We start from the raw sequence: 25,118 nt of genomic DNA, 5'->3' as shown, positions 1-25,118 counted from the left end.
CGATCCTGATTGAGTTGCAGGACAGCTATGACGGAATTTAGGTGATGGGGCCGGTCAGGCGGCGCTGTGTGTTGGCACCGTTGTGATCTCGGTGCCGTCTTGGAATCTGACACCGGCGATTACCTTCGGCAACTGGTTTTCACCCATCAATCTCCGCCAGGTTTTCGAAGCCGCCATGATGAGCTTGAACACCATCAGCCGAGCGGTGGTTGGCGACAGCGAGCCCTTGGTGCGCACGGTCCTGTGCCGGACTGTCGCGAACACACTCTCGATCGGGTTTGTGGTCCGCAGATGGATCCAGTGCTCAGCCGGCCAGTCAAAGAAGGCCAGCAATGCTCGCTGATCCTTGCGCAGGCACTCCACCGCCTTGGGATAGCGCGCCTGGTAGGCGTCGGCGAACAGATCGACGGCCACCTCAGCCTGGGCTCGGGTGGGCGCGAGGTAGATCTCGCGCAGGGCCGCCTTCATGCCGGTCTGCACGGACTTGGGCACCTTGTTGAGCACGTTGGTGGTCTTGTGCAGCCAGCAGCGCTGATGATGCGTGCCCGGGAAGAGCTCGTCGAGTGCCTTCCAGAAGCCGAGCGCCCCATCTCCCACCGCAATGCGAGGCGAGATGGACAGGCCCCGCCGCTTGATCTCGACGAGCAGCTCGCGCCAGCTCTGGGCGCTCTCGCGCACGCCGGCCTGGAAGCCGACCAGCTCCTTCTTGCCTTCCGGCGTGGCGCCGATCAGCACCAGCATGCATTCAGCCTGGTCCTCCATCCGGGCCTGCAGGTAGACCCCGTCGGCCCAAACGTAGACGTAGTGACGCGCTGAGAGATCGCGCGCCTGCCAGCGCTCGTATTCGCCCTGCCATTCGCTGGTGAGCCGGGTGACCACCGTGGGCGAGAGGTTGGGCGCATCCCTGCCGAGCAGGGCTGAGAGCGCCTCCTGGAAGTCGCCGGTCGAGAGCCCGCGCAGGTACAGGATCGGCAGCAGCGCATCCAAACTCTTCGTCCGCCGAGCCCATTTCGGCAGGATCGCCGAGGTAAAGCGGATCCGATCCTCGCCGGTGGCGCCGCGGTCGCGGATCTTGACCCGGCTGACTTCGACGGGACCGATGCCGGTCTGGATCAGGCGCTCGCGCCCGTCCGGTAGCTTGAGATCGCGCATGCTGGCCAGATAGGCCTCGGCCTCGCTCTCGATGGCCTGGGCCAGGAGCTTGCGGGCGCCGGTGCGCAGGATATCGGTCAGTGGATCGTCAATCGCGTCGGGCTGACGAAGGCGCAAAACATTGGTAGTACCGTTCATGGCGTATCGCTCTCTCGAAGAGGTTCTGGCAGGCTCGTCACCCGCCTCGATACGCCGCCCTTCTCACACCGTCATCACCCAGTTTCCGCCATAGCTGATGGAAACTCCAGGTCTATTCTACCGGCACCGTTGCATTAACCTCGGCCGTATAGCGAGGAGCCGTTCATCAAGGATCCGCTCCCGTGTCTCTGTTCAAGCGCCGTCGCTTCCCGGTTGAGATCATCCTGCTGTGCGTGCGCTGGTACTGCAAGTATGGGATCAGCTATCGCGATCTGGCCGAGATGATGTCCGAACGCGGTGTCGCTGTTGACCCATCCACGATCTTCCGTTGGGTTCAGCGCTATGCTCCGGAGATCGAGACGCGGATCCGACCCTATCGGGGACCTCGCTCAGGCTCCTGGAGAGTGGACGAGACCTACGTCCGCGTAGGGGGCAAGTGGAAATACCTGTTCCGCGCGGTCGACAAGTACGGTCGGTTGATTGCCTTCATGCTGTCCGATCGCCGGAATGCCAACGCCGCTTATCGTTTCCTGTGTAAAGCCCTCAAGGCGATGAGTCACTATCCACCGTCCTCGATCACGACGGATAAGCTGGCGTCGTATCCCAGGGCGATCCTGCGCCTGCAGAACGAAGGTTTGCTGTCGAAGGATGTCGAACACCGCACCTCGAAATATCTGAATAACATCCTTGAAGCGGATCATGGTGCGCTCAAGCGCGTGATCCGTCCGACACGCGGCTTCCAGACCATGAAAACCGCCGCCGCGACCCTGACGGATTTTGAAATCATGCGCATGATCCGCCGCGGCCATTGCATCCAGCGGGAAGGTCGCGCGACAGGCGAAATCCGTCTCGTCAATCAGCTCTTCGGTCTTGCTGCCTGAGCGGCCCGTTGAACTGGGTCCGTTATGCCGTTTTCAAGTTACTGCAACAGTGCCGCCTTGCGCACCATTTACGCCATGATGGCCAGTACCGCCTTGGTTACCTCATGGCGATAAGGCTCTCCCGCCAGCATCCTGCAGACCTCGTCCACGGCCGTCGCGCCCTGACGCAGATACGTCTCGTGACTGTGCCCAGCCGCGTGCGGCGCGAGGATCGCGTTCGGAAGCGTGCGCAGCGGGCTGTCGTGCGCGAGCGGCTCCTTCTCGTAGACATCGAGGACCGCCGTGAACCGGCCCTTGCGCAGCTCCGCAATGATAGCCTGTTCGTCCACGATCGCACCGCGAGCCGTGTTGATGAACAGGGCGCCGTCCTTGATCATGGCAAGTTGAGCTGCGCCGATCATGTGCCGGGTTTCGGGGAGGGAGGGCACGTGCAGAGATATGATGTCGCTGCGGCGCAGGAGATCATCCAGACCGGATAGCTCCGCGCCCATCTCACGAGCTTGAGCCTCGGTGAGATAAGGATCGTAGACGAGAACCCGAGCGTCGAAGGCGCGAAACAGGCGCGTCATCATGCGCCCGATATAACCTGCACCGAGAAGACCCACCGTTTGTTCGCCGAGGAGACGCCCGAGCAGGCGCGCCCGAAGATCGAACCAGGGTTCGTTGTTGCGCATCCCGTCGGCGAGTTCCGCAGGATGGCGCAGGAATGACAGCACTTGCGCCATCACGAACTCGGAGACAGCTTCGCCAATATGGATCGCCGCGTGCGTGACGTGCAACCGACCCTCCTCGATAGCCGCGAAGGGGACAAGGTGCCGAACGCTACCGGCAGCATGGGCTACCAGCTTCAACGACGTCGCACGGGCCAGCAGAGCTTCGTCGAGAGGCGGCGTGCCCCAGCCGGTGATCACCGCCACTGCGCCGTCGAGCAGGCCGGGCAGGTTCTCGGGGGTCAGTTCCCCCTCTTGCGGTGCGCGAACGTCCGCCACCTGTGCGAGCCGCTTCTCCGCGGATGCAGGGATAAGCTTGGACCGCATGTCAGGCGTCAGCAGGATCACGACCTTAGGCTTCTCACTCACAATGCTCATCTGGGAGGCTCCATATCATGGGCTAGCCGCCTCTTGCCGGCGGCGATTCAGGCTGCTTGTCGGACACGCGCCGGTCGTTCAACTCGTCGGACGCCGTGCCGTGTCTTCGTCGTCTTGGCTTGTCAGAACCCGACGCCGCCATTGATCTGGACGACCTCTCCCGTCACGTATCCGGCACGCTCCGAGGCCAGATAGAGCACCGTGTCGGCGACATCCTGCGGCGTTCCCTCCCGTCGCAGCGGCGTGCGCGAGACGGAGTCGGCGCGGCCTTGCGGCGTGCTGAACGTATCGTGAAACCGTGTGCCGATGAGACCGGGCGCAACCCCATTGACCCGGATGCCGAGAGGGCCGACCTCCTTCGCCAGCGAGCGCACCAGTGTGGCAACGGCGCCCTTGGTCGCGGCATAGTGCGACGCGCCGCCGCCGCCGCCATCGAACCCGGCCAGAGACGACATCAGCACGATGGAGCCGGATTGGCGCGGCTCCATCGACCGCAGCGTTGCCTGAACCACCAGGAATGTGCTCAGGAGATTCAAGGAAATCGCCTCCTGCCAGAGCTCCAGCGTCGAGTCGACGCAGCGGCTCCTTTTCAACAAGCCGCCCGTATTGGCGAATAGAACGTCGATGGGTCCAAGGTCACGTTCCGTTCGCCTGACGACCTCAGCGACCTCGTCCGGCTTCGTCATGTCAGACTTCAGACCGAGTACCTGCCGGCCTTGCGATTCGTACTCCTTCTCGATCGCCCCGGCTTCATCGGCGCTGGTCATGTAAGTAAAGGCCACTTTCGCACCAGCATCAGCGAACGCACGGGTCGTTGCGCCGCCAATTCCCGATGCACCTCCGGTGACGAGGACAACCTTTCCTGAAAAGTCCATTCTGCTGGTCCCTTATTATGAGAAACGAATACGTTCTGTGCCTACCGGCGACTGGGTTGGATAACGAGCTCTGAAACATGCGCCCGCGGCGCCAAGCCCATGACGAACAGGCAGGCCTCAGCGACATCTTCGGGCTGCAGAGCGGTACTCCGAACCTCAGCGCTCACCGGAGACGGCCTGCGATCGAGCAGGGGCGTATCGGTCATGCCGGGCAGGATCACCGTCGCACGGATGCCGTTGGCCCATTCCTCCTCCATGATGGCGTGGTTCAGGGCGAGGACTCCCGCCTTCGATGCCTGGTAGGCGGCGCCCGAGCGGTCCGGCTTTCGCGCCGCAATCGACGAGATGTTGATGATCAGCCCTGCTCCCCTCGCGCGCATCGGCGGCACGAACAGCTTGCACAGGTTGAATGCCGCCATGAGGTTGACCTGAACCATCGAAGCCCAGGAGGCGCTCGTCAGCTGGTCGAAAGCACGTTCCACGAGATTCGTGCCGACCGAATTGATCAGGACGTCGACTGTGCTCAGATCGATTTCGGACACGGCGCCGGCCAGCGTATCCGCGTCGGAGGCATCGGCGATCACAGTCGTAATCCGTGTTCGCCCGCCTTCGGCCCGAGCGGATGTGGCGGTCTCGTCGAGCGCTGCCCGATTTCGCCCGAGTAGAACGAGATGGGCCCCGGCCCTTGCGGCGGCGAGCGCAGTCGCGCGTCCCATGCCGCTGCTCGCGCCGGCGACGAAAACCGTCTGATCGGTGAGATCTCGAGCCATCGACCTGTTCCTATCCTCACGCGCTCTGCAAAACTCGCGCCGATGCCGTTGATCCGCGCACGACCAGTTGCGGCGTGACGTCGATAAAGGCGGGCTCATCGGCGTGAATGGAACCCTCGATATGGGCAATGAGCATGCGCACTACCAGTTCGGCCATCGCTGGCACCGGCTGGCGGATCGTCGTCAGGGCAGGTTGGGCGATCTCGGCAAGAACGATGTCGTCGAAGCCGACGATCGAGATATCCTCCGGGACGCGAAAGCCGAGGTCGCGCGCACCGGCATAGGCGCCGAGGGCGTACATATCGTTGCCGGCCACGATTCCCGTCGGCGGATTGTCCCGACTGAGCAATTCGCGCACGCCCACCCGTCCAAGCTCTGCCCCTTCCATGTCCCCGAACCCGGAAACGCCGCCACCCTGCCACACCAGATTGTCGGGCAGCTGCAATCCGGCCCGAGCCATCGCCATCTTCACGCCGTTCATGCGGCCGATGCGGCTGTTGGTCTTGATCGGTCCCGAGACCATTGCAATACGCTTATGTCCGAGCCCGATCAGGTGCTGAGCGGCCATGGTGCCGCCGAGTTCCTGATCGACACTGACGCCGCAGGTCACGATGTCTTTCGCCACGCGGACACGTTGATCGAAGGCGGCAACCTTGAGACCGCGGGCCGTCACGTCTCGCAGGTAGTCGAAGGACAGCGGCGACGATCCGAGAATGACGCCGGTGATCCCCGAGCTGAGCATCGCCTCGGCGTAGCGCGTCTCGACCTCCGGGTCGCGCTCCGCATTGCCGATCAGGAGGTTGTAGCCACGCTGCCTGGCGGCGCGTTCGACATGGTGCGCGACCGAACCCCAGAATGGATTCGCCACCGACGGGACGATCAGGCCGATGCTGGAGTTTTGACCCGATTTCAGCTGCCGGGCGGCGACGTTGGGCGTATAGTTGAGCTGCTCGATGGCCTGGAGGACGCGGCGCTTGGTTTCCGGGCGCATCTTATCGTGTCGCCCGTTGAGCACATTGGAGACAGTGCTCGCCGAAACCCCCGCTTTTTTCGCGACCTCGTGAATACCAGACATCGATTCTTCCGTTCGCGGGCCGCATATCTCCCTTGCGGCGCACATACTGTAACGATTTACCGATAGGCCAGGAATCTCCCCTTGTCAAAGGGTCCTTATAGTAGCCGATAGTAAAACCTCGGCGGAAATAGCCCATTTTTATAGTTGACGCGCCTACCTTTCTTTGTGTTACGTTGCACTAAGAAGGCTAGAAACGGCTCGCTACAAGGGAGGAAAGAGATGTCGATGGTGATGAATCGGCGTGACGTATTGCGCCAAGGTGCCGCCTTGATGGGCGCCACGGCGCTTTCAGGGTTGCTGTTCGGTACGGCCGTTTCCCAGACCAAGGTGCGCGTGCGCTTTGCCGGATATGTGGAATCGCAGGAACAGCTGACGCAAACTCTGGCTGTGCTGAAGCTGTATTCCGAAAAGAATCCCAATGTCGAAATCGTCCCGGAGTTCACCAACTTCGGAGCGTTCACGGACAAGATCGCGACCGAAACTGCCGGCGGAAACGCGCCGGACATGTTCAGTGTCAACGTCGACCTGTTGGCCGAATATGCGCGGCGCGGCGTTACCACGCCTCTCGATGCCTACGTGCCGAACCCCATCAACCTAACCGATTACCTGCAGAGTGCCGTAAACGCGGCGAAATTTGACGGCAAGCAATACGCGATCCCCAACGACGCGATCGGGCCGACGATCATCACCAATGCCACGTCCTTCGAGAAGGCCGGCATTAAAGTTCCGGACCAGATGTGGACCTGGGAGGATCTGGCGGAAACCTCCGCTGCGCTCAGCAAAGCTCTCGGGCCAAGGTTCTGGGGCGTCGAGGATGCGGGCGGCAACTACATTCCTTGCGACATTTTCCTACGCGGCCGCGGCAAGTCGATGTTCACGCCGGATCACAAGATTGGATTCGCGCTCGAGGACATGGAGGCCTGGTACGCGTATTGGAAGATGATGCGCGATACCAAAGCGACGCCGCCCGGCGACGTTCAGGCGCTGGCCGGAAACGACGATCCGAGCACGGCCGGTATCGTCGCCGGACGCGCCGCGATGAATATCACGCTTACGGACAGCTTCGTCGGTTTCCAGGCCTTATCGCAGGACAACTTCATCCTCCACATGATGCCGAACGGGTTCAGGGGCGGAGAGATGAAGCAGCGCCACTATTCGTATGCCGGCAATTCGACGACGGTTTCGGCAAAGTCGCCCAATCAGAAGCAGGTCATCGACATCATCCGCTTCATGCACTTCGATCCGGAAGGCGTGAAGACCTACTACACCAACAGCGGCATGATCCCGTGCTCGAAGGCAGGACGCGACGCAATGGCTGCGTCCGGCGCGGACGCCGACCGGGAGATCATCGCCTATCTCGATCTGCTCCAGAAGGACCCGGCACCGCCGCGATATCCGGGCGTCCCCGGAATGACAGGCATGCTGACGCGCGCCAATGAAGGCGTGGCCTTCGGCAAGCTGACTCCCAAGCAGGCCGCTCAGCAGTTCATCAACGAAGTGAGCACCAGGCTGAAGTGAGTTTTGAGCAGTTCGCTTTTGATGCAGGGGTGCGGCACCGGCCTGCCCGATGCCGCATCCTAATTCGGTCTTAGCGGAAGATCCTTCATGAGCACAACCGTATCCGAGGCGACTTCCCTGGAGGCGACGGCTTCATCGGAAGCTCGCCCCCGTCGGCGCAAGGCCGTTGGGATCAACGCACGTCATAACGGTGTCGCCTTTCTGTTCCTGTCGCCCTGGCTCATTGGCCTGATGTTCCTGACGCTCGGGCCGATCCTGGCGTCGTTCTATCTGTCCTTGACGAGCTACGACATGTTCACGCCGCCGCAATGGCTGGGCCTGGACAATTACGTGAAGATGTTCACGGAGGACGGGCGCTATTATCAGTCCCTCAGGGTCACGTTCACCTATGTATTCCTTTCCGTTCCGTTGAAGCTGGCCTTCGCGCTCGGGATCGCCATGCTGCTTAATCGCGGTCTGAAAGGCCTCGGCTTCTACCGCTCCGTCTACTATCTTCCGTCGCTGCTCGGCGGCAGTGTGGCCGTCGCCATCATGTGGCGGCAGGTCTTTGCCTATGACGGCATCATCAATCAGGTTCTCCTGAAGTTTGGCATCGATGGTCCGAGTTGGATCACCAGCACGGATTACGCGCTCTATACGCTGGTGGCGCTCGCGGTGTGGCAGTTCGGCTCTCCGATGGTGATCTTCCTGGCCGGCCTCAAGCAGATCCCGCAGGACATCTACGATGCGGCGGAAGTCGATGGCGCCGGGCCGGTGCGCAAGTTCTTCAGCGTCACGCTGCCGCTCCTGACGCCGATCATCTTCTTCAATTTCGTCATGCAGATCATCGGTGCGTTCCAGGCGTTCACGCCTGCCTACATCATCAGCGGCGGGAAGGGCGGGCCTGCCGACGCGACGCTGTTCTACACGCTCTATCTTTACGAGCAGGCGTTCACCAATTTTCAAATGGGCTATGCCTCCGCCATGGCGTGGGTCCTGGTCGCCATCATCGGTCTGGCGACGGTCATCTCCTTCAAGTCGGCCCGATACTGGGTCCATTATGGCGACGAGCGCTAAGGATGCTGTCATGACCATCGCTGTTGCGGATGCCCGGGACAAGAAAAAGCGGGCTTTCAATTGGCGCAGTGTCGCCGTGCATGGTTGCCTGATCTTTGGTGCACTGCTGATGATCTATCCGCTGCTCTGGCTGGCAAGCAGTTCGTTGAAGCCGGCGAACCTGATCTTCTCCGATCTGAGCCTGTGGCCGTCAAAGATCCGCCTGCAGAATTATGTCGACGGCTGGCGCGGCGCGGCCTTGCCGTTCTCGACCTTCTTCATGAATTCCTTCATCGTCTCCGGCCTGGCCGTGGTCGGAAACGTACTCGCGTGCAGCATGGTCGCCTATGCCTTCGCCAGGCTGAATTTCATCTTCAAGAAGACGCTGTTTGCGGTGATGATGCTGACGATCATGCTGCCGCTGCACGCAACGCTGATCCCCCAATATGCGCTGTTCCACAAGCTCGGCTGGGTGAACACGTTCCTGCCGCTGACAGTGCCGAAGTTCCTGGCGGTGGATGCTTTCTTCATCTTCCTGATGATCCAGTTCATCCGCGGCATTCCGCGGGAGCTGGACGAGGCGGCGACCATCGACGGTGCGGGCCCGATCCGCATCTACTGGTCGGTCATCCTGCCGCTTCTAACGCCGGCACTGGTGACCACAGCGGTCTTCTCCTTCATCTGGACTTATGAGGACTTCCTGTCGCCGCTGGTCTATCTCACGTCGATGGATCGCTACACCGTGCCGCAGGGCCTGAGCCTCCTCATGTCATCGAAGGGCGCTTCGTCGTGGGGCCCGCTGCTGGCGATGTCGCTTCTCTCTCTCGTGCCGTTGTTCGTCGTGTTCTTCATCTTTCAGCGCCGTCTGATCGAAGGCATTGCGACGTCGGGCCTCAAAGGCTGAGCAGGCACCATCGAATGCCGAGCTCCGTCGCTCATATGGCGGATGTGAGGCTCGAACGAATTCGCCGCATCAGAAGGCATACTCCATGTCGAAGCATTTGATCTCTGTCTTTACGAAGCCCTGGACCGAGCCTCTGCCGCCGATGGCCGATAAGGTGGCGGCGCTGGGTTTGGACGGTGTCGAACTTCCCGTGCGTCCCGGCTATCAGGTGACGCCGGAAAATGCCGCTGCCGGTTTGAGAGATGCAACCCGGGTCCTCTGCGCCAGCGGGCTCAAGATCACCAGTGTCGCAAGCACGGCGGACGAGGCTATCGTCGCCGCATGTGGCGACAGCGGCATACCACTCATCCGCATTATGGCGCCCATAGATCTCAAGGTCGGCTATGTCCGGTCGATCGAGAATTACCGTCGCCAGTTCGACGTGTTGCTTCCGGTCCTGGACCGTTACGGGGTGACGATCGGCGTCCAGAACCACTACGGTAACTTTGTCGGCAGTGCCGTCGGGCTTCTCCACCTGATCGAGAAGTACGAGCCGCGCCACGTCTGTGCGGTGCTCGACATGGCCCATTGCGCGGTCGATGGGGAGCCGACCGCGATGGCAGTCGATATCCTCAAGGAGAAGCTCCATCGTCAGGTCAACTTCAAAAGCGCCTATCACGCGCGGGTCAATGGGCCCGAGGATGAGGCGGTGTACAAGGTCAAATGGACCACGCATCAGCACGGGGGCTATTCGTGGCGCGAGTTTGCCGACTGTCTGAAGAAAGTCGGGTTTTCGGGCACATTGTGCCTTCCCGCCGAGTATAGCGACCCCGAAGGCAAGCCCCAGCGGATGGGGGACAATGTCATTCCCTATTTGAAAGACGATCTGGCCCGCCTCAAGTCGCTTATCGCAGGCTGGTGAACCATCGGATGCCCGCATGAGGTCTCGGGCCGTGCGGCAGCACGCGTTCCGTGACCGACCGCTCGACAGAGCGGACTGGTCCCGAACCGATCGTCACTTCCTTCGGGGATGTGGGCAGGGGCGGGTTCCGCCACACAACACTGCTGATGCGGAACCCGGGCTTGGATCAGGCTGCAAGGAAGAGCTCTTTCTGCCGCCAGGCAGCGCCCACCCTTCTTTCGTTCGGGCGCGCCGTAGAAATGCGCTCCTTGAAGCGTGTCTGGGCCTTCTTGAGCAGGCGTTTTCGGGCCATAGGCTGCAAGGCCGTCGTGGTGTCGTTCACGACGGCGGCAGCTGCCGAATACAGATCGGTTGTTGCCGCATCCAGCGTCTGAGGCTGCCGGGTCTGAACCGCTGCTGGAGGACGACCCCGAAAGTGACGCCCGCTGCCTGCGCCGCAGCAACGAGCCGCTCGGCTCGGTCGAGGGTCAGTTCCAGAGGCTTTTCCACCAGAACATGCTTTCCTGCCGCAAAGCAGCGTTCCGACACCTCGAGGTGGCTGCTCGGGGGCGTGAGGACCAGGACCGCATCGACGGCCGGATCCTGGATGGCCGCGTCGAGATCGGTCGTCGTACGAAAGGGAAACTGTTGCTGATAGGCCTGAACGCGCTCGGGTGAGCGGCTGACCGCCCAGTGAACGTCGATCCGGTCCGAGAGGTCGAGGAGGCTTTTCGAGTGTGGTTGCGATGCGGGCCCGAGGCCGATGATGGCTAAACCGATCTTCTTCATGAATGAGGGAACCTTCTGTCTGCGAGTCGTCCGGTCCGTGAAGGCGCTCGGCGTTCGCCTGAACCTACAGCGTGAGGCGGCCTACTCAAAAGAGATGGGCTTACCTCATGGTGGTGGGCGGCCAATGAAACACCGTTAATGGGTACGACCGGACTGCGGACAATCGGACATCCTAAGTGGCCGCTATGGGTCAACGTGTGATGAACAGCAAATGGAACGTCAGCTTACCGCCGCATGAGCTGACCTAAGCGTTTTCTCTGGGAGGTGACAACTAACGAAGTCGAGCCGCTGCCAGGAAGCTAACACTTGTCGGCGTGTCAGTTCTCCAAATGCGTCGACTTGCCCGGTACCATGAAGTGTGTCTGTGGCGGCAATGTCACGCGGCAAGCCAAGGTTGGTGGCTAGAACGTCGACCGGGTTCGTTGCGATCCAAGCGGAAAGGTCATTGGCCTCATAGCGTCCATTGTTGAAGCCGATCAGGACCCGCAGGAGAGACTGCCCTGTGTTGCGGATATAATGGCCAGTTCCCATGGGGGCATATCCAACGTCGCCGGCTTCGAAATTCTCCGTGACGGCCTGCCCGTGGGCAAGAAAAACGGCCATCTCCGCGTTGCCTTCGAGATAATACTGCCACTCGTCAGCATTCGGGTGCCAATGAAGCTCACGCATCGCCCCCGCTTGGATCTCAAGGATCGAGCTAGCCATAGAGCTTGAGATCGGAAACTCGTTTACGGTGACCACACGCTGCGTTCCTCCGCCAGCCACGCGGCGCGGCTGCTGAGCCAGCAGCGGATAGTGATGCGTCGATATGAGTTGCGCGGCCGGGCGTGCTGTAGCGTCCGGCGAACGATCGTCTGGGACTGGGCCCTTGGCAAAATACGCCTCCCCATCCGGAAGACCGGCTAGTTCGACAGACGAAAGACCCAGATGTTGCGACACGATGTCCGGCGGGGTCTGGGACAGCCAGTTCGTTACGCTGAAGGTGTGATCCTCAGAAAAGTCGCCGTTGTCGAAGATCAGGATGAAGTAGCATTCCCCTGGCCCAAGCCCCTGAATGGAATGCCCCCAGCCACGCGGGAAACACCAGACGTCGCCGGGTCCGAAGGTGTCGGTCGCCGCCTCGCCGCTGGGATGCAACACCGTCGTACGACAATTGCCTGAGACCACATAGGCCGATTCCGCTGCATTGGCATGCCAATGCGGTTCCCGCATCGAGCCCAGTGCGAGACGCATCGACACGCCGGCAATCCCGACGCTTGCGGGAAACTCCCGGACCGAACGCCACGCGTCACACCACCGGCGCCGACGCGCGGTGCCGCCTTTTCAAGTTGGTAGCGTAACGAAATCTTTGGTTCGCCCATCACTCTGTCCTTCGATAGGAAGTTTGCTGAGATCAGCTGGAAGAGGTTGCGATGATTACTGGTTCCTGCACAGTGTACTTAATGAGATGCCTGAGTGAGTGCCTCAACGAGATTGTGTATATCATAATCGCCGTCGTAAAGGAGCCTGTCTATGAACAGCGTCCGAGTTCTGTTATCGACGCGGCAGACCCCGCTCAACCTGCCTTTCGCTTGGCCAAAACCATCGCCAAAGGATTGGGCTTCGCTTCACCGACGCGCTGAAGCGTGTTCCGGTCCTGATGGACAAAAGGTACGTCCCGCCCATGTACCTGCAACTCGATATCCGGATAAAAGGGGATCGTGATCTGGTAGTTGTCCGTGCGGAGCGCCTGCTCCAGCAACGGCGACACCGTTAAATCCTGGTTCATCGAGCGGCGCAATTTGGCTGCTGCCAAACTGTTCCTGAGCCGAGCCCTCAAGCAGCATGGTCGGCTCGAGCGGACCGTCATCGACGGCAGCCAGACCAACCGGGAGGCCATTCTGGCCTGCTACACAGAAAACCTACTTCGAGATCGCTCAAGGTGCAAACTGAAGCCGATCCGGATCCAGCAGAGTGTCTACCTCAACAATCGGATCGAACAGGATCATCGTGCCGTCAAAAGACGGGTCCGACCGATGCTCGGGTTCAAGTCAGTGAACAGCGCTCGCACGATCCTGAGCGGCATTGAAATGGTGCACATGATGCGCACAGTGCAGGCGAAGTACACCGGCAATCGGCAGCCGTCGCTCTCTGAGCAGTTCGAGCGACTCGCTGCATGACCATCGCGCGAGGTTCGCTTCTATCCTGTTGTCTCAGCTCCAGAGTTGCGACAGAACAAAGCGCCGGACATACTCTGGTCCAAACTTCGTCCCCCACCGGCGGACGGTCTCATAGGAGACGAGGATACCGCGCTCGAGCAACATCTCCTCGAAGAGCCGGGGCTCAGAGGAAACTCGAAGTACAGCCAAACGGCATGAGCGATGATCTGGGGTGGGAATCGATAGCGCTTGTAGCTGACAGGCTTAGTCATGCAAGAGCACAAAAGCCACAAGCAAGTGCCCAAAGTTTACCGCAACATCCCCGAATCCGAGACCGTGAATGAGCCAAGACGCTACATCGTGACCTGAGCGCCAATCGGACGGGGCAAGATCCAGTCAGCCACACGAATAGCGGCCAGAAGGCTCAGTCCCGTATGATAGCCGGGGTCTAGATCGGGCGTTGCTGGAACAAAATCAATGGGGCCATTCCAGGTCAGGGTCTGGTAGGCCAAAGAACCCCGCCAGTAATGCGTGAAGAACGCATCGTCGGCTTGCTCCCAGATGCGTAGGATCTCACCATCACCGGACGCAGCGAAGCACAAGGCGGCGGATCGAATGGTCTCGGGCAGAGACCACCAGGGGCAGTACGGACTTAAGGGATTGCCGGTTGCGATGGAAACCGACAGGCAGAGACCCGGATTGATAAAGCCGCGAGTGAAGGAGGAGATAAGCACCGACCGAAGTTGCTGCACCAAAGCGGGTTCGGCGCTATCACGTAGGTGGCCCAGCGCGAAGCCCACAAACTCAATGGCATGACCAACATTGCAGGCGTCTGTGCCCGGGACATTGCGCAACAGGCCGCTCTCCGGGTCGAAGTGGGATTCGAGAACATGGGCGATGAAGCGATCTGCGAAAGCTGAATGCTCGCTCAGCTCCAAGCGGTGGAGGAGACCCGCCGCGCCGAGAAGGATCATCCGAGGACCAAAATCCTCAGGCTCATCCATAGCCGTACGGGGCGAGAGGCGGCAGCGCTCGTCCATTTGAAAGCGTCGCTGCTCGATCGAATCGATGACCTCGGATAAGTAGGCAATATGCTCCGGAAGGTCCGCCGGAGCATAGCGTGCTGCCCCAGCGATCAGGCCTTTGGCAAAGAATGCATCCGAATAGGTGAATACCTGGTCAGCGGCGGATTGTCGGTGCAACATACCATCGGGACTCACATAGAATGGGTCTAGGTTGCCGTCGTAGCAGAAATAGCCATGCCCATCGCGTCGCTGCAGATCGCGGAGCGCTTGATAGAGAGCGAAACCTGCGTCGTCGAGTTCAGCAACCAGGGCAGGTTCCTCTGTCTCGAAAAACTCCGCATGTGTTGCAACAGCCTCAAGCCCCCGACCTTGGATCCAGCCATAGAGATAGGCAGGTCCACGGACCCCGTCTGCATCTCCATAGTCCGTGAGGCTCAGACTGTTGACCTTGGTGTTGAGGAACGCGCCGGCGAGGCGTGGGCGCCCGAGTATCCAGCGTAAGGTCGCCGCATTAGCCTGCACGTAGCGGGCGCGCGCATCCGTTAGCGAGAAGTCGGATCTGTTCATTCCTTCAGCCCCGTGCTCGCCACTCCCTGCACGAAGTTCCGACGCAGCAGGACGAATAGTGTAATACTTGGGATAAGGACCAGCGCGGAGGCTGCGCTCAGCCGACCAAGATCAACCGTGAATCCGGTCTGAAATAGAGCCAGCCCCACCTCAATTGTGTAGCTGTCCCGAGTCGTCGCTACGATCAGAGGCCACGCGAAGGCTGTCCAGGCTTGGAAAAAGGCCAGCACTCCGAGGGCTCCGAGAGCGCCGCGCAGGAGCGGAAGAACGATGCGCCAGAAGATCCATAACTCCCCGGCACCATCGATTCTCGCGGCTTCCAGCAATTCGTCTGGGATCGAGTGAATCACATTCTGTCGTATCAGGAAGATACCAAAGCTCATGACCAGATAGCCCAGCAGCAATCCCCAAGTAGTGTTGAGGATGCCGAGCGCCTTCGCCTGGAAATAGAGCGGGATCATGTAAACCTCGAACGGCACAATCGCCGTGGCGAGGATGATGGCGAAGAAGATATTGAGCACGCGGTAGCGGAACTTTCCCAGAATATAGCCGGTAATCGCCGACGTCGCGAGAATGCAAACGGTGGACAGGACCGAGAACATGATGCTGTTCCCGATCCATCGCAGCAGTGGAGTGTCGCCCAAAACCGCCTTGAAGTTCGCGACTGTGGGATCGTTCGGGATGACCGTAGGCGGCCAAGCCAACATCTCTTGTGGTGTCTTGAACGCATTGGAAACGAGGAAGACGAGCGGTAAGATCATCAGCAGGCAGACGGCCGTCAGCACGACGTCGATCATGACGTTGACCAAACGTGTTTTCGTCTGCCGGGACACGCTGCGCCTCACAGGGATTTCGGGAAAGGCTCTCATGAGCGGCCTTTCTCCCGTAGCAGCCTGAATTGGATCAGGGTCAGGACCAGAACGATCGCCAGCAACACTACTGCCTCGGAGGCGGCATAGCCGACGCGGTAATTTCGAAAGCTGTTCTCAAGCATGTCGAGCACGAGAACGCGCACTTGTCGTCCTGGCGCCCCTTGTGCATCGGAGGCCAGTACGAAGGCTTGAGCATAGACGTTGAAGCCGGACACCAGGGTGACGACTGAAACATACAGCGTGATCGGCTTGAGCAGCGGGATCGACAGATACCAGAAGCGCTGGGGGGCTGATGCGCCGTCGAGCTCGGCCGCTTCGTAGAGTGAATTCGGCAGGCTCTTGAAACCGACAAGATAGATGATGACGGCATAGCCAAGAGCCTGCCACGAGCAGAGTACAATGACGCATATTACCGAGAGGACGGGGTCGAAGAGCCAGGACTTCGGTGCGAATCCCGCATTGGTAAGCAGCGCGTTCAGCGGGCCGAGACGGGCGTCGAAGATCCACTTCCATGCCATGGCAGCAGGCACGAGCGATACGACATGCGGAATGAAGATCGCTGCCTCATAGAAGCCGGCAAAGCGAGAGTGCGTGCGGTGATAGATGAGAGCGGCCAGGACCAGTGCCAGCGGGATGGTGATGATCAGAACGCCGAATGCAATGACGGTTGTATTTAGCAGCGCCTCCCTGAACAGCGGATCGTCGGTGAGCTCCTCGAAGTTCGCCAAGCCGATGAACGGCTTGTTCTTCGACAGAATATCCCACTTGTGTAGGCTCAAACGCAGGGTATCGCCAATGGGATAAATCCGGACATAGGCGAAGATCACCAATGTCGGCAAAATTGCGAAAAGCGGGAACATCCATCTCTTGCGCTGCACCAGGATACCTCTTCAAACTCCGTCCGGTGCACGAGCGTACACCGGACGACGCAAGTCTACGCAAGAGCGGAGGCTACTGTCCGAGAAGACCTTCTCGGCGGAGGATCTGGTTGGTCTCGTCCGCCGCCGATTTGAGGAAGGCATCGATGGCCGCATCATCCTTCGCCAGAGACGCATTGCGAAAAGCATTGGTGAGCTGGGCGGCCAGCCGCGTCAGAACCTCCTCGATCGGTCCAATCGAGGGCAAAGTGAAGAATTTGTAGTCCTTTGGATAGTTCACGAACGCGCTGAACGCCGGCGTTGCGTTAGTCACGCTGGAATAGTCCACCCCGGAGCGATTCGGCAGCCAGCCGACATTCTTGAGCAGCCACGTCAGGTTCTGAGGCTCATTGGTGGCCATGACGAAGTCCCAGGCCGCCTTGGCGTCGGCGCCCTCGGCCTTCACATAGAGATTGGTCGGCAGGGCGATGGAGCCTCGCGGCAGCGGGGCGGTAGCGTAGGTGAGGTTAGGCGCCTTGGAGGAAATATCGCCGATCACCCAGGATTCGCGGATGAACATGGCGGTCTGCCCGCGCTCAAAAGCCTCTGCGTCCGCCGGCATCTCGGGTGTGACGCTTTTGAGAACATACACGTTCTGCAGGTACTGCTTGAGCGTCGCGCGGCCTGCCTCGTTGGCGTAGTTGGCGCGCCACTTGCCGCCAGCCGCAGGTTCGAGCACTGAGCCGCCATATTGGAATAGATTGATCCAGAACTTCTCAGCGATGCCCTGCCCGCCACCGGTGAGGCGGAGGCTCCAGCCGGAAACAGTCGGATTGCCATCGCTCCCCCGCTTTGTCAGCTTCTCGGCGTACTGCGTGTACTCCTCCATTGTCTTGGGTGGCGTCGTTAGTCCGGCCGCCTTGAACATATCGGTGTTGTAGAACAGCGCAGCCTGTCCGCGGAACAGGGGCAGGCCATAAACAGCACCCTCATAGCTCGCGCTCGATGTGAAGAACTCGTCGAAATTGGCCTTGTCCTTGACGAAATTGGCCACCGCATCAGGAGCCTTCGGCAGGAGGTCATTCTCGAGATAGCGGCGGACGGTGGAGCCTTGGAGCTCGATCACCGTTGCACCGGCAACGCCGGAGGTAAGGCCGAGAGCAATGCGTTTCTCATGCTCGCGAAGGGCAATCGCCTCCACCTTCACGTTGAGATTCGGATGCTTCGCTTTCAAACTCTGAGCCACATGCTCGTAGAATGGCGCCATTTCCGGATAACCACTCCAGACCGTAACGGTCTGAGCTGGGGCAGGCAGCATTCCCGCAAGCATGAACGCTCCGACGGCCAAGCCTAGCAGAGCGGCGTGGCCAGGACGCCGTGTCAATAAAGTCGTGGTAGCAGAACTGAGCGCGTCGATCATTCCGTTCCCCTGTTTTTGATGGTGTCGATGCTCGCTAACGAAAGGTTCTCATGCAACCGGTTGCGGGTCAAGCCGCGCCCTGGGGCTCGGCAGGACGGTTACCTTGCTCCGACCTGCCGGAAAGAAGAGTAATGGCGGCCTCCGCCAAGGACTCCGCCGATCCGGGTGCGAATGTGGCTGGCTGGCCATAGAAGCGGTGCGCCTCATCGACCTCATATCCGCCGAATGCATATTCGGATGCTGGGGGGATGTAGCCGGGATTGTCGTCAGCAAAGCCGACAACGAAACCCGGATCGATCGGCATCGCCTGGCGGATTTGAAGCGCCGTTTCCGCGAAAATCTCTCCGGGAAGAGCGACAATCGGCATACCACCCCAATTCAATACCGAGACGCGCATCTCGACAGGCCTCAGAGGGCGGCCTGCGATTTCCGTTGCCCAGAAAATCCAGTGAGTGAGTAATGCGGCACGAGCCGCATCTGCCGTTCTCCGTTCATGGTACCAGCGTTCCGCCATGACCTTCGGAGGCTCTGCTTCGCGCCGCTCAAGATTCACGTGCAAGGTTCGGGTTGCCGCCGAGACATGCTCTCCCAGTGGAGCTCCGTCGGCTTGACATGCTGCGGCGGCAATCCGCTCGCCATAGACCTGTGCCGACTCAAAGCTGCGATTCGCGTTGGTCGCGAGGCTGATCGAGGCATGCGCGGAGTGACCGGTGTTGGCGTCGCCCGCGCACCCAGTGAGAAAAAGGGCCATTGCTCTGGGATAGGCAGATTCAAGGCGCTGGCGCACGTAATGCGGGTAGTCAGCCGTCCAAAGCCGATTGTCGGCACCGAGCACTACCGGGTGACAGGCATAGGCTACGATCACCGCAATCGGATTACTGGCCGCATCCCGGATGTGCAGAACCGGCAGGGCAGAATCGATTGTGCCGCCGGCATGGCGGCGGTTTCGGGCGACACCGGGATCTGCGCCCCATCCGGCCGTCAGACGCGCGGGTCGCGCGGAAGAGACTGCCTTGTCGATGGCCTGTACACATGCAGCTTCCAACTGCTCAAGATATGCAGTGTCGGCCTGGTTGCTCAGACGGCCTATCATGGAGTTGGGGGCACCGTGGGTGTGCAGCGCTGCGACGACCACATTGTCGGCGGGCAGCACGCATCGCTCGCGGATGCGCCGTACCATGTCGCCATGAAGGCCGATCACGTCGGCGACCACGAGGGCGGTATTCTCCACCACGACGGCGCGCACTGTCAGAGGATCGTGCGCGCCGAGAGCAGGCTCAGTGCGGGCCGCGAACCCAGAGAGGGCAAGCCCTGCCGGAGGCGTGATGTCCACCAGAGCTGTCCCGGCGCTGATCATAGGAAGAATACCTTCTCGCCTCGCAGCCATACGGCGGAGACCTTTAGCCGGCGCTGCCCCTCGTGCCAAGAGAACTGCATCAGATCGGCCGGGGCGCCAACGGCGAGACGGCCTCTGCCGCCAATGATGCGGCCGGGATTCTCCGTTGCAAGCCTGAGACCTTCGCTGAGAGTCAGTCCGGCCGCTTGGATGGCTATGGCGACATTGGCGCAGAGCGGTAGTCCTGCGCCAGCGAGATATGGTGTGCCGGCGATGCCGACACGTCCGTCGGTTGTGACCTCGACACTGCCGCCAACACGCTGCTCGTAAAGACCAGGCGGCATGCCAGCGAGCGCAACCGCGTCTGAAACCAGGATAGCCCTCTCAAAACCCTTGGCCCGAACCATTGCCTTGAACGTGTCGGCCGGGAGATGATGGCCGTCAGCAATAAAGGTTGCAGTCAGTCGGTCATCCGCAAGCTGGCTCCATAAGAAATTAGGATGCCGGGGCAGAGTTGCTGCGGCACCGTTGCCCAGATGTGTGGACAGGCTTGCCCCCGCCGCGGCGGCTTCGTGGATCTCCTCTGGCGAGGCGGCCGTATGGCCGAGCGCAACATGGACGCCGCGGCGCACGAGAGCCGAGATGTAATCGATTGCTCCGGGTAGCTCAGGGGCCAAGGTGACAAGACCCACGAGGCCTGAGCCGGCCTCCTGCCAGCGCTCCAACTCGGCAATGGAGGGCGATCTCACATACGCGGCAGGATGAGCGCCGCGTGGCCCCTCAAGCGGTGAAATCGAGGGGCCTTCCACGTGAACGAACGGAACCATCCTGGCCACAACTGGAAAGCGGCGGCGGGCTTCCGCGATGACTGTCAGCGCGCGGACAATGTCAGCCTCTGGCGCGGTGATAAGGGTCGGCAGAAAGGTCGTGACCCCCACAGAGAGCATATGGTCCGCCAGGGTCTTCACTCGCTCAGGCGTTAGCTTTCCGTCATTAAGATCAAGGCCTGCGAAACCGTTCACCTGCAGGTCGATCAGGCCAGGGGCGACATAATCGTTACTTATTTCATCCGTAGTCCGGATCGCGGCGATGACACCGTCCTCAACCGTAATGGCGATGGTCCCACCGGTCGCAGGGTTGCGTCCGAGAATGTCGCCTGACGGGTTCACAGAGCTCTGACCCGATTGTGGAAATTCGCAATGAAGCGCGCATTGGCTTCGTCGCCACCTGGAGCATTGCCGCTCCGCCACACTGGTGGTTCAATACCGCGTTCAATGAGCTTTGATACGGTGCGAATTACCAAGCAGTTGAGTGCGAAAGCATTGGCAAAAGTTGAAATCGCAGCAATGTCCTGGCTCATGCCGGGAACCTGAACGACCGCGTCACCAATCGGGACTTTGGTGTCCACGGCGATGTCAACCAAGTCATGCAGGTTTTGACGCGTGGGATGACGGGCAGGATGTTCCGGTGAGGTACTGCTCGCGTGCTCGCGCGAACTGATGCCAATGAGAAAGACGCCGCGAGCCCTCGCTTCAATGGCGGAGTCGATCAGAGCCGCGTTGATACCATAGGCGTTCACGAGGATGAGAAGGTCACCTTGGCCGAGACGCTGGTTAGCGATCACGACCTTGCCATAACCGGGCGTGCGCTCAATTGCCATGGAACGTAGAGCCCCGTTGGAGAGCAGGGTTCCTTCGTCAAGAATGGCGCTGACATGCATCAGGCCTCCCGCACGGAAGAATACCTCCTGCGAAGCCAAGTTGGAATGCCCGCCTGGACCGAAGATATGAATCAGCCGATCAGCCGCAATTTGATCGGCAAGACGAGCAGCGGCCTTGTCGGTCGCGGCGCGTTCTTCCGTCAGGATGCGCTGCATCAAGTCTTTTGCAGAAGCGAGATAGGCGGCGCAGAGGGTATCGGCGTCAATGACATCACCGTTCGGCATCGGGATCGGACTCCGCATCAAGATAAAGCGTGCAATGGGCCTGCTGACGCAGGATACTGGCCGGACAGTTGATCGCTATTGGCCCATAGAGGGTCCGACGAATGGCATCCAGCTTCGTAGAGCCTGGGACGATGCAAAACAGGCGATCCGCTCGCAGGAGGCGCGGAATCGTCAGCGTCAATGCCCGTTCAGGAACGTCATCGTAACGTGCGAAGCATTGATCATCGACTTGTTGCTGGCGGCAGGTCTCATCAAGAGCGACAAGCTTGACGTCAAGTGGATCCTGGAAATCTGCCACTGGGGGATCGTTGAAAGCGATATGACCGTTCACGCCGATCCCGAGGCAGACGATATCGATCGGCGCATCGGCAAGGTGAGACGCATAAGCCTTCGCCGCCGCCGCCGGGTCTGGTTCGGGAACAATGCGATGCACAGCCGTGAAGGGGAGATGATCGAAGAGGGCGGCATCGAGCCAATGGGCGAAACGCTGCGGTGCATCAGCCGGAAGACCGATGTACTCATCCATATGAAAGGCCGTTACTCGGTCCCAGTCAATTCTCCGCTCCTCCCGAAGGCGACGAAGGGTTTCTGCTTGGCTAGGTGCGGCAGCAAAAATCATTCGCACTTGCGATTGGCGGCCTAGCCGCTCTCGGAGTTCTGTCGCAATCGCTTTGGCGCTGGCGGCCCCCATCTCTTCTCGCGTCCGGAAGCTCTCGACACGAAGCCAGTCGACGGTGCGAGGGCTCGATGGGGCTGGGGGCTGGGTATGAGTATCCGTCACAGTAGCCTCAATATGGCCTGCCTAGAGATGAGGTGGGCTCTTGTACTCTGACTCTGGCAATGGCATGAACTAGACCCTGCAACCGGTTGCATGTCAACGGGCAGACTAGCATGATCACATCCTGAAAGAGGTTGGACATTGTACTTGAATGAGATGGCCGGTACTGCCTGCCTGCGATTGGCAATAAAGGGGCAACGGTGAGTGGGCAGAAAGAGAAGCTGACTATCAAGCACGTGGCGGAGGCGGCGGGTGTCGCCCGCTCCAGCGTCTCTCGTGCCTTCACTCGTCCGGAAATGTTGAGCTCTGAGACGGTCAGGCGCGTCCTCGATGCTGCCGAGAAGCTTGGTTATGTACCCAACCAGACGGCCCGCGCGCTTAGTACCGGACGCCATGGGAACGTCGCGCTGATTGTCCCTGATATCGCCAATCCATTCTTCCCGCCTTTGATCCGGGCCGCCCAGATGGAGGCCGATCGGTCGGATTTTTGTGTGTTTCTTGGCAATTCGGATGAGGATCCAAAGCAGGAAGACAAACTCGTGGGTCGTTTCGCAGGCCAGGTCGAGGGGCTCGTCCTCGTCTCGTCGCGCCTGTCAGACGAACGCATCCGAGCCCACGCTGCCCAACGGCCCTTGGTTCTGATCAATCGGGATGTCGAGGGTATTCCGCGTGTTCTGATCGATAGCGGTTCGGGTGTGCGCGAGGCGGTTGCCCATCTGGCGGAAATTGGACACCGGCACATCGTCTATGTCACCGGACCGGCGGCATCATGGTCAAATAAGCAGCGCCGACTTGCCGTGCGTAAGTCAGCTGAGCGCCTGAAATTGAAAGTCGATATAGTAGCCGCGGTCGTACCGAGCTATGACGCAGGGCGTGAGACCGTAGAGGCGATCATGGCTACGGGAGCGACGGCTGCGATCGCATTTGATGATCTGACAGCGCAGGGGATTCTGGCTGGACTGGCGGATCGGAAGATCAGTGTCCCTGGGCAGTTCGGGGTTATCGGGTGTGACGATGTGCTGGGCGCCGCGACATATCCCTCTCTGACAACGGTGTCGAACAGGTCGGTAGAGGCCGGCAAGGCAGCGTTGTCATTGCTCGTCGAGTTGCTGCAAAGCCAGTCAGCTCGTGACATTCGCTATGTGTTGGACACCCACTTAGTCGTCCGCAATACAACCACCGGCCACAAAGAGTGACGATAAAGTTTTCGCCACTCAAACCTTAAGCGCGCAGAAGTTGATCAATAATATTGCACTTAAGTTTATAAGTAGTTGGCGGCCTGCCCTAAAGGACCATCGCTTTTCCGGGGGGGCCTTAATTGCTCCGTTGTTAAACACTTGGATCCGGTTTGCTGTTTTTCAACTGGAAAGCCAACGAAGGAAGCGCTTGAATGCGAAGCCGCGTTCTGGATGAAGTAGGTATTGAGCAGGGCCACAATATTTCGGCCCAGCGCCTAATACCGTTCAGGGGCGTTGTCACGTTAACCCGGATATGAGATCGAGCGGTGTAGACAGGCCGGCATGAGCAAGCTTATCAGCTACAAACGCCATCGCTTTGTGCCTGAGATCATCGCCCATGCGGTTTGGTTGTACTTCCGGTTTCCTCTGAGCCTGCGGCTGGTCGAGGAGATGTTGCTCGAGCGCGGCATCGTCGTGTCCTATGAAACTGTCCGCCGGGGGCGCTGAAGTTTGGACCAGCCTACGCGCGCCGCCTCCGGCGCAAGACGCCAAGCCGCCGCGACATCTGGCACCTCGATGAGGTCGTGGTCACGATCTCTGGCCAGAAGCACTGGTTGTGGCGGGCGGTTGATCAGGATGGATACGTCCTGGATGAGATCGTTCAGAGCCGGCGCAACACCACGGCTGCCAAGCGCTTGCTGAGGCGTCTCTTGCGCAAGCAGGGTTGCCCACCCCGGCGGATGATCACCGACAAGCTCGGTTCCTACACAGCCGCCCAGCGCCAGGTTATGCCAGACGTCGAGCACCGCTCGCACAAGGGGCTCAACAATCGGGCAGAGAATTCGCATCTCCCGTTCCGCCGACGCGAACGGGCGAGGCAGGGCTTTCGATCACCCAGGTACCTGCAGCGGTTCGTCAGTATCTTCTCGGGCGTCCGCAACCTTTTCGTTCCACCCCGCTCCCACCGCTCCGCCTCTGCCACCCATCTCCACCGCCTCAGCGCCATAGCGGAATGGAAGGCTATGGCCAACATTGCTGCTTGAGCCTGTCCGGCGACCAAATCGGCCTCAGCGCGCCTGGCGACAGTTAACGTGACAACGCCTCGCAGAGCCAGGACAAGGATAGCTTGACCGAGGACGGGGTCGCACAGATCATCGCGGAGTTGCGGGCGCAGTTCGACTGGGTGATCTGCGACAGCCCCGCGGGAATCGAAAAGGGAGCCACCCTGGCGATGCGGCATGCGGACATGGCGGTCGTGGTCGTCAATCCGGAGGTGTCCTCGATCCGCGATGCCGACCGCATCATTGGCATGCTCGATGCCAAAACAGCCAAAGCCGAGCAGGGACGCCGCATCGACAAGCATTTGCTTCTCACCCGCTATGATCCCGTTCGTGCTCGGCGTGGCGAGATCATGAAGGTGGAGGACGTACTGGAGATCCTGTCAATTCCGCTGCTGGGCATCGTCCCGGAGAGCGGGGATGTGCTGCGCAGCTCTAACGTTGGAGCCCCGGTGACCGTGGGCAGCCCTGGTAGCGCAGCGGCTCAAGCCTATCGTGAGGCAGCTCGACGGCTGAAGGGTGAGAGGACCGAAACGATGATCTCGCATGACAGGCCGCGCCTGTTGCACAGACTGTTCACCCAACGAGCGGCGTAGATCTGTCCAATCGACTTGCGTGAGGGAGATCAGAGGCTGTCTCGATGAAGCATTCGTACAGAATATATTCTGAAGCCGTGCGAATCCACAGGCCCAACCCGAAAGGGTACGTGTTTCCGGCATTGACGTTCGGCGAATAAGATCTTAGGTCATCATCGTTCAGATTAATAATCAGCACATGAAATGAAGCGCAATCCGAAGCCGTTCTCGGTTGAGATCAAGAAGTCCCGCGTTCAAGGTCAG

Annotated in this window: 22 protein-coding genes and 4 pseudogenes; 9 read left to right on the top strand and 17 right to left on the bottom strand. The window is 60.2% G+C overall.

Features of this window, described 5'->3' with window-relative positions; translation table 11 throughout:
- Positions 1-54: 54 nt before the first annotated feature.
- Positions 55-1,290 carry an IS256 family transposase gene (locus tag BB934_RS34920; protein WP_099514402.1) on the bottom strand — a complete coding sequence of 412 codons (1,236 nt, stop codon included), beginning with the start codon at positions 1,288-1,290 and terminating at the stop codon, positions 55-57.
- Between the two features lie 182 nt (positions 1,291-1,472).
- On the opposite strand from BB934_RS34920, the gene BB934_RS34915 reads away from it, so the two are divergent.
- Entirely contained in the window at positions 1,473-2,171 is a 699-nt protein-coding gene (locus BB934_RS34915; RefSeq protein ID WP_099514401.1) for an IS6 family transposase, read from the top strand.
- A 68-nt stretch (positions 2,172-2,239) separates the two neighbouring features.
- On the opposite strand, the gene BB934_RS34910 is transcribed toward BB934_RS34915, so the two are convergent.
- The 4 genes from BB934_RS34910 to BB934_RS34895 form a co-directional block, all read right to left on the bottom strand.
- Positions 2,240-3,259, bottom strand: coding sequence for a hydroxyacid dehydrogenase (locus BB934_RS34910; RefSeq protein WP_099514400.1), 1,020 nt, complete (start codon positions 3,257-3,259; stop codon positions 2,240-2,242).
- A 122-nt stretch (positions 3,260-3,381) separates the two neighbouring features.
- Positions 3,382-4,134, bottom strand: coding sequence for an SDR family NAD(P)-dependent oxidoreductase (locus tag BB934_RS34905; protein WP_099514399.1), 753 nt, complete (start codon positions 4,132-4,134; stop codon positions 3,382-3,384).
- Between the two features lie 41 nt (positions 4,135-4,175).
- Positions 4,176-4,904, bottom strand: coding sequence for an SDR family oxidoreductase (locus tag BB934_RS34900; RefSeq protein ID WP_099514398.1), 729 nt, complete (start codon positions 4,902-4,904; stop codon positions 4,176-4,178).
- Between the two features lie 16 nt (positions 4,905-4,920).
- A complete protein-coding gene (locus tag BB934_RS34895; protein ID WP_099514397.1) occupies positions 4,921-6,024 on the bottom strand; it encodes a LacI family DNA-binding transcriptional regulator in 1,104 nt (367 codons plus the stop codon).
- Between the two features lie 99 nt (positions 6,025-6,123).
- On the opposite strand from BB934_RS34895, the gene BB934_RS34890 reads away from it, so the two are divergent.
- The 4 genes from BB934_RS34890 (at position 6,124) to BB934_RS34875 (ending at position 10,337) form a co-directional block, all read left to right on the top strand.
- Positions 6,124-7,497, top strand: a complete 1,374-nt coding sequence (locus BB934_RS34890) for an ABC transporter substrate-binding protein (protein WP_157934510.1) — start codon at positions 6,124-6,126, stop codon at positions 7,495-7,497.
- A gap of 87 nt (positions 7,498-7,584) precedes the next feature.
- Positions 7,585-8,553: a carbohydrate ABC transporter permease gene (locus BB934_RS34885; RefSeq protein ID WP_099514395.1), complete on the top strand. Its 969-nt coding sequence runs from the start codon at positions 7,585-7,587 to the stop codon at positions 8,551-8,553.
- A 10-nt stretch (positions 8,554-8,563) separates the two neighbouring features.
- Positions 8,564-9,436 (top strand): carbohydrate ABC transporter permease, encoded by an 873-nt coding sequence (locus BB934_RS34880; protein WP_173909552.1) that lies wholly within the window; start codon positions 8,564-8,566, stop codon positions 9,434-9,436.
- A gap of 142 nt (positions 9,437-9,578) precedes the next feature.
- Complete coding sequence (locus tag BB934_RS34875) at positions 9,579-10,337, top strand: sugar phosphate isomerase/epimerase family protein (protein WP_157934509.1); 759 nt, start codon at positions 9,579-9,581, stop codon at positions 10,335-10,337.
- A gap of 318 nt (positions 10,338-10,655) precedes the next feature.
- Here BB934_RS34875 and BB934_RS34870 read toward each other — a convergent pair whose 3' ends face one another.
- The 3 genes from BB934_RS34870 to BB934_RS34855 all read right to left on the bottom strand — a co-directional run bounded on the left by BB934_RS34870 (position 10,656) and on the right by BB934_RS34855 (position 12,900).
- Positions 10,656-11,105: a Gfo/Idh/MocA family protein gene (locus tag BB934_RS34870; protein ID WP_237050584.1), complete on the bottom strand. Its 450-nt coding sequence runs from the start codon at positions 11,103-11,105 to the stop codon at positions 10,656-10,658.
- Between the two features lie 219 nt (positions 11,106-11,324).
- Positions 11,325-12,338 carry a cupin domain-containing protein gene (locus BB934_RS34865; protein ID WP_237050598.1) on the bottom strand — a complete coding sequence of 338 codons (1,014 nt, stop codon included), beginning with the start codon at positions 12,336-12,338 and terminating at the stop codon, positions 11,325-11,327.
- Between the two features lie 322 nt (positions 12,339-12,660).
- Entirely contained in the window at positions 12,661-12,900 is a 240-nt protein-coding gene (locus tag BB934_RS34855) for a hypothetical protein (protein ID WP_175608896.1), read from the bottom strand.
- Between BB934_RS34855 and BB934_RS34850 the strand changes: the two are divergent.
- Positions 12,833-13,264 (top strand): annotated as a pseudogene (locus BB934_RS34850) (DDE-type integrase/transposase/recombinase); the annotation flags it as partial. The gene BB934_RS34855 and the pseudogene BB934_RS34850 overlap by 68 nt on opposite strands.
- A gap of 60 nt (positions 13,265-13,324) precedes the next feature.
- Here BB934_RS34850 and BB934_RS34845 read toward each other — a convergent pair.
- The 9 genes and pseudogenes from BB934_RS34845 to BB934_RS34805 all read right to left on the bottom strand — a co-directional run.
- Positions 13,325-13,515: pseudogene (locus BB934_RS34845) on the bottom strand (IS6 family transposase); the annotation flags it as partial.
- Between the two features lie 81 nt (positions 13,516-13,596).
- A complete protein-coding gene (locus BB934_RS34840) occupies positions 13,597-14,835 on the bottom strand; it encodes an AGE family epimerase/isomerase (RefSeq protein ID WP_099514391.1) in 1,239 nt (412 codons plus the stop codon).
- A complete protein-coding gene (locus BB934_RS34835; RefSeq protein WP_418294814.1) occupies positions 14,832-15,632 on the bottom strand; it encodes a carbohydrate ABC transporter permease in 801 nt (266 codons plus the stop codon). The genes BB934_RS34840 and BB934_RS34835 overlap by 4 nt, the downstream gene beginning before the upstream one ends.
- A gap of 68 nt (positions 15,633-15,700) precedes the next feature.
- Positions 15,701-16,588 carry a carbohydrate ABC transporter permease gene (locus BB934_RS34830; protein ID WP_099514389.1) on the bottom strand — a complete coding sequence of 296 codons (888 nt, stop codon included), beginning with the start codon at positions 16,586-16,588 and terminating at the stop codon, positions 15,701-15,703.
- A gap of 70 nt (positions 16,589-16,658) precedes the next feature.
- On the bottom strand, positions 16,659-17,894 hold the full coding sequence (locus tag BB934_RS34825; RefSeq protein WP_418294809.1) for an extracellular solute-binding protein: 1,236 nt from the start codon (positions 17,892-17,894) through the stop codon (positions 16,659-16,661).
- A 157-nt stretch (positions 17,895-18,051) separates the two neighbouring features.
- Positions 18,052-19,341: a neutral/alkaline non-lysosomal ceramidase N-terminal domain-containing protein gene (locus tag BB934_RS34820; RefSeq protein ID WP_099514387.1), complete on the bottom strand. Its 1,290-nt coding sequence runs from the start codon at positions 19,339-19,341 to the stop codon at positions 18,052-18,054.
- The gene (locus tag BB934_RS34815; RefSeq protein ID WP_099514386.1) at positions 19,338-20,489 is read right to left on the bottom strand and encodes an N-acetylglucosamine-6-phosphate deacetylase; all 1,152 of its coding nucleotides are present in this window, start codon (positions 20,487-20,489) and stop codon (positions 19,338-19,340) included. The genes BB934_RS34820 and BB934_RS34815 overlap by 4 nt, the downstream gene beginning before the upstream one ends.
- Entirely contained in the window at positions 20,486-21,265 is a 780-nt protein-coding gene (locus BB934_RS34810) for a sugar isomerase domain-containing protein (RefSeq protein ID WP_099514385.1), read from the bottom strand. Before BB934_RS34810 ends, BB934_RS34815 begins: the two co-directional genes overlap by 4 nt.
- Entirely contained in the window at positions 21,252-21,956 is a 705-nt protein-coding gene (locus BB934_RS34805) for a 6-phosphogluconolactonase (protein ID WP_099514384.1), read from the bottom strand. The genes BB934_RS34810 and BB934_RS34805 overlap by 14 nt, the downstream gene beginning before the upstream one ends.
- 287 nt (positions 21,957-22,243) lie before the next feature.
- Between BB934_RS34805 and BB934_RS34800 the strand changes: the two genes are divergently transcribed.
- The 3 genes and pseudogenes from BB934_RS34800 to BB934_RS34790 all read left to right on the top strand — a co-directional run.
- Positions 22,244-23,239 carry a LacI family DNA-binding transcriptional regulator gene (locus tag BB934_RS34800; protein WP_099514383.1) on the top strand — a complete coding sequence of 332 codons (996 nt, stop codon included), beginning with the start codon at positions 22,244-22,246 and terminating at the stop codon, positions 23,237-23,239.
- 324 nt (positions 23,240-23,563) lie between these two features.
- A pseudogene (locus BB934_RS34795) lies at positions 23,564-24,264 on the top strand (IS6 family transposase).
- A 56-nt stretch (positions 24,265-24,320) separates the two neighbouring features.
- Positions 24,321-24,875 (top strand): annotated as a pseudogene (locus BB934_RS34790) (cellulose synthase operon protein YhjQ/BcsQ); the annotation flags it as partial.
- Positions 24,876-25,118 lie beyond the last annotated feature (243 nt).

Origin of the sequence: Microvirga ossetica (assembly GCF_002741015.1) — a bacterium.
In the GTDB taxonomy this organism is placed as follows: domain Bacteria; phylum Pseudomonadota; class Alphaproteobacteria; order Rhizobiales; family Beijerinckiaceae; genus Microvirga; species Microvirga ossetica.
This window is presented reverse-complemented; position numbering and strand designations above follow the sequence as displayed.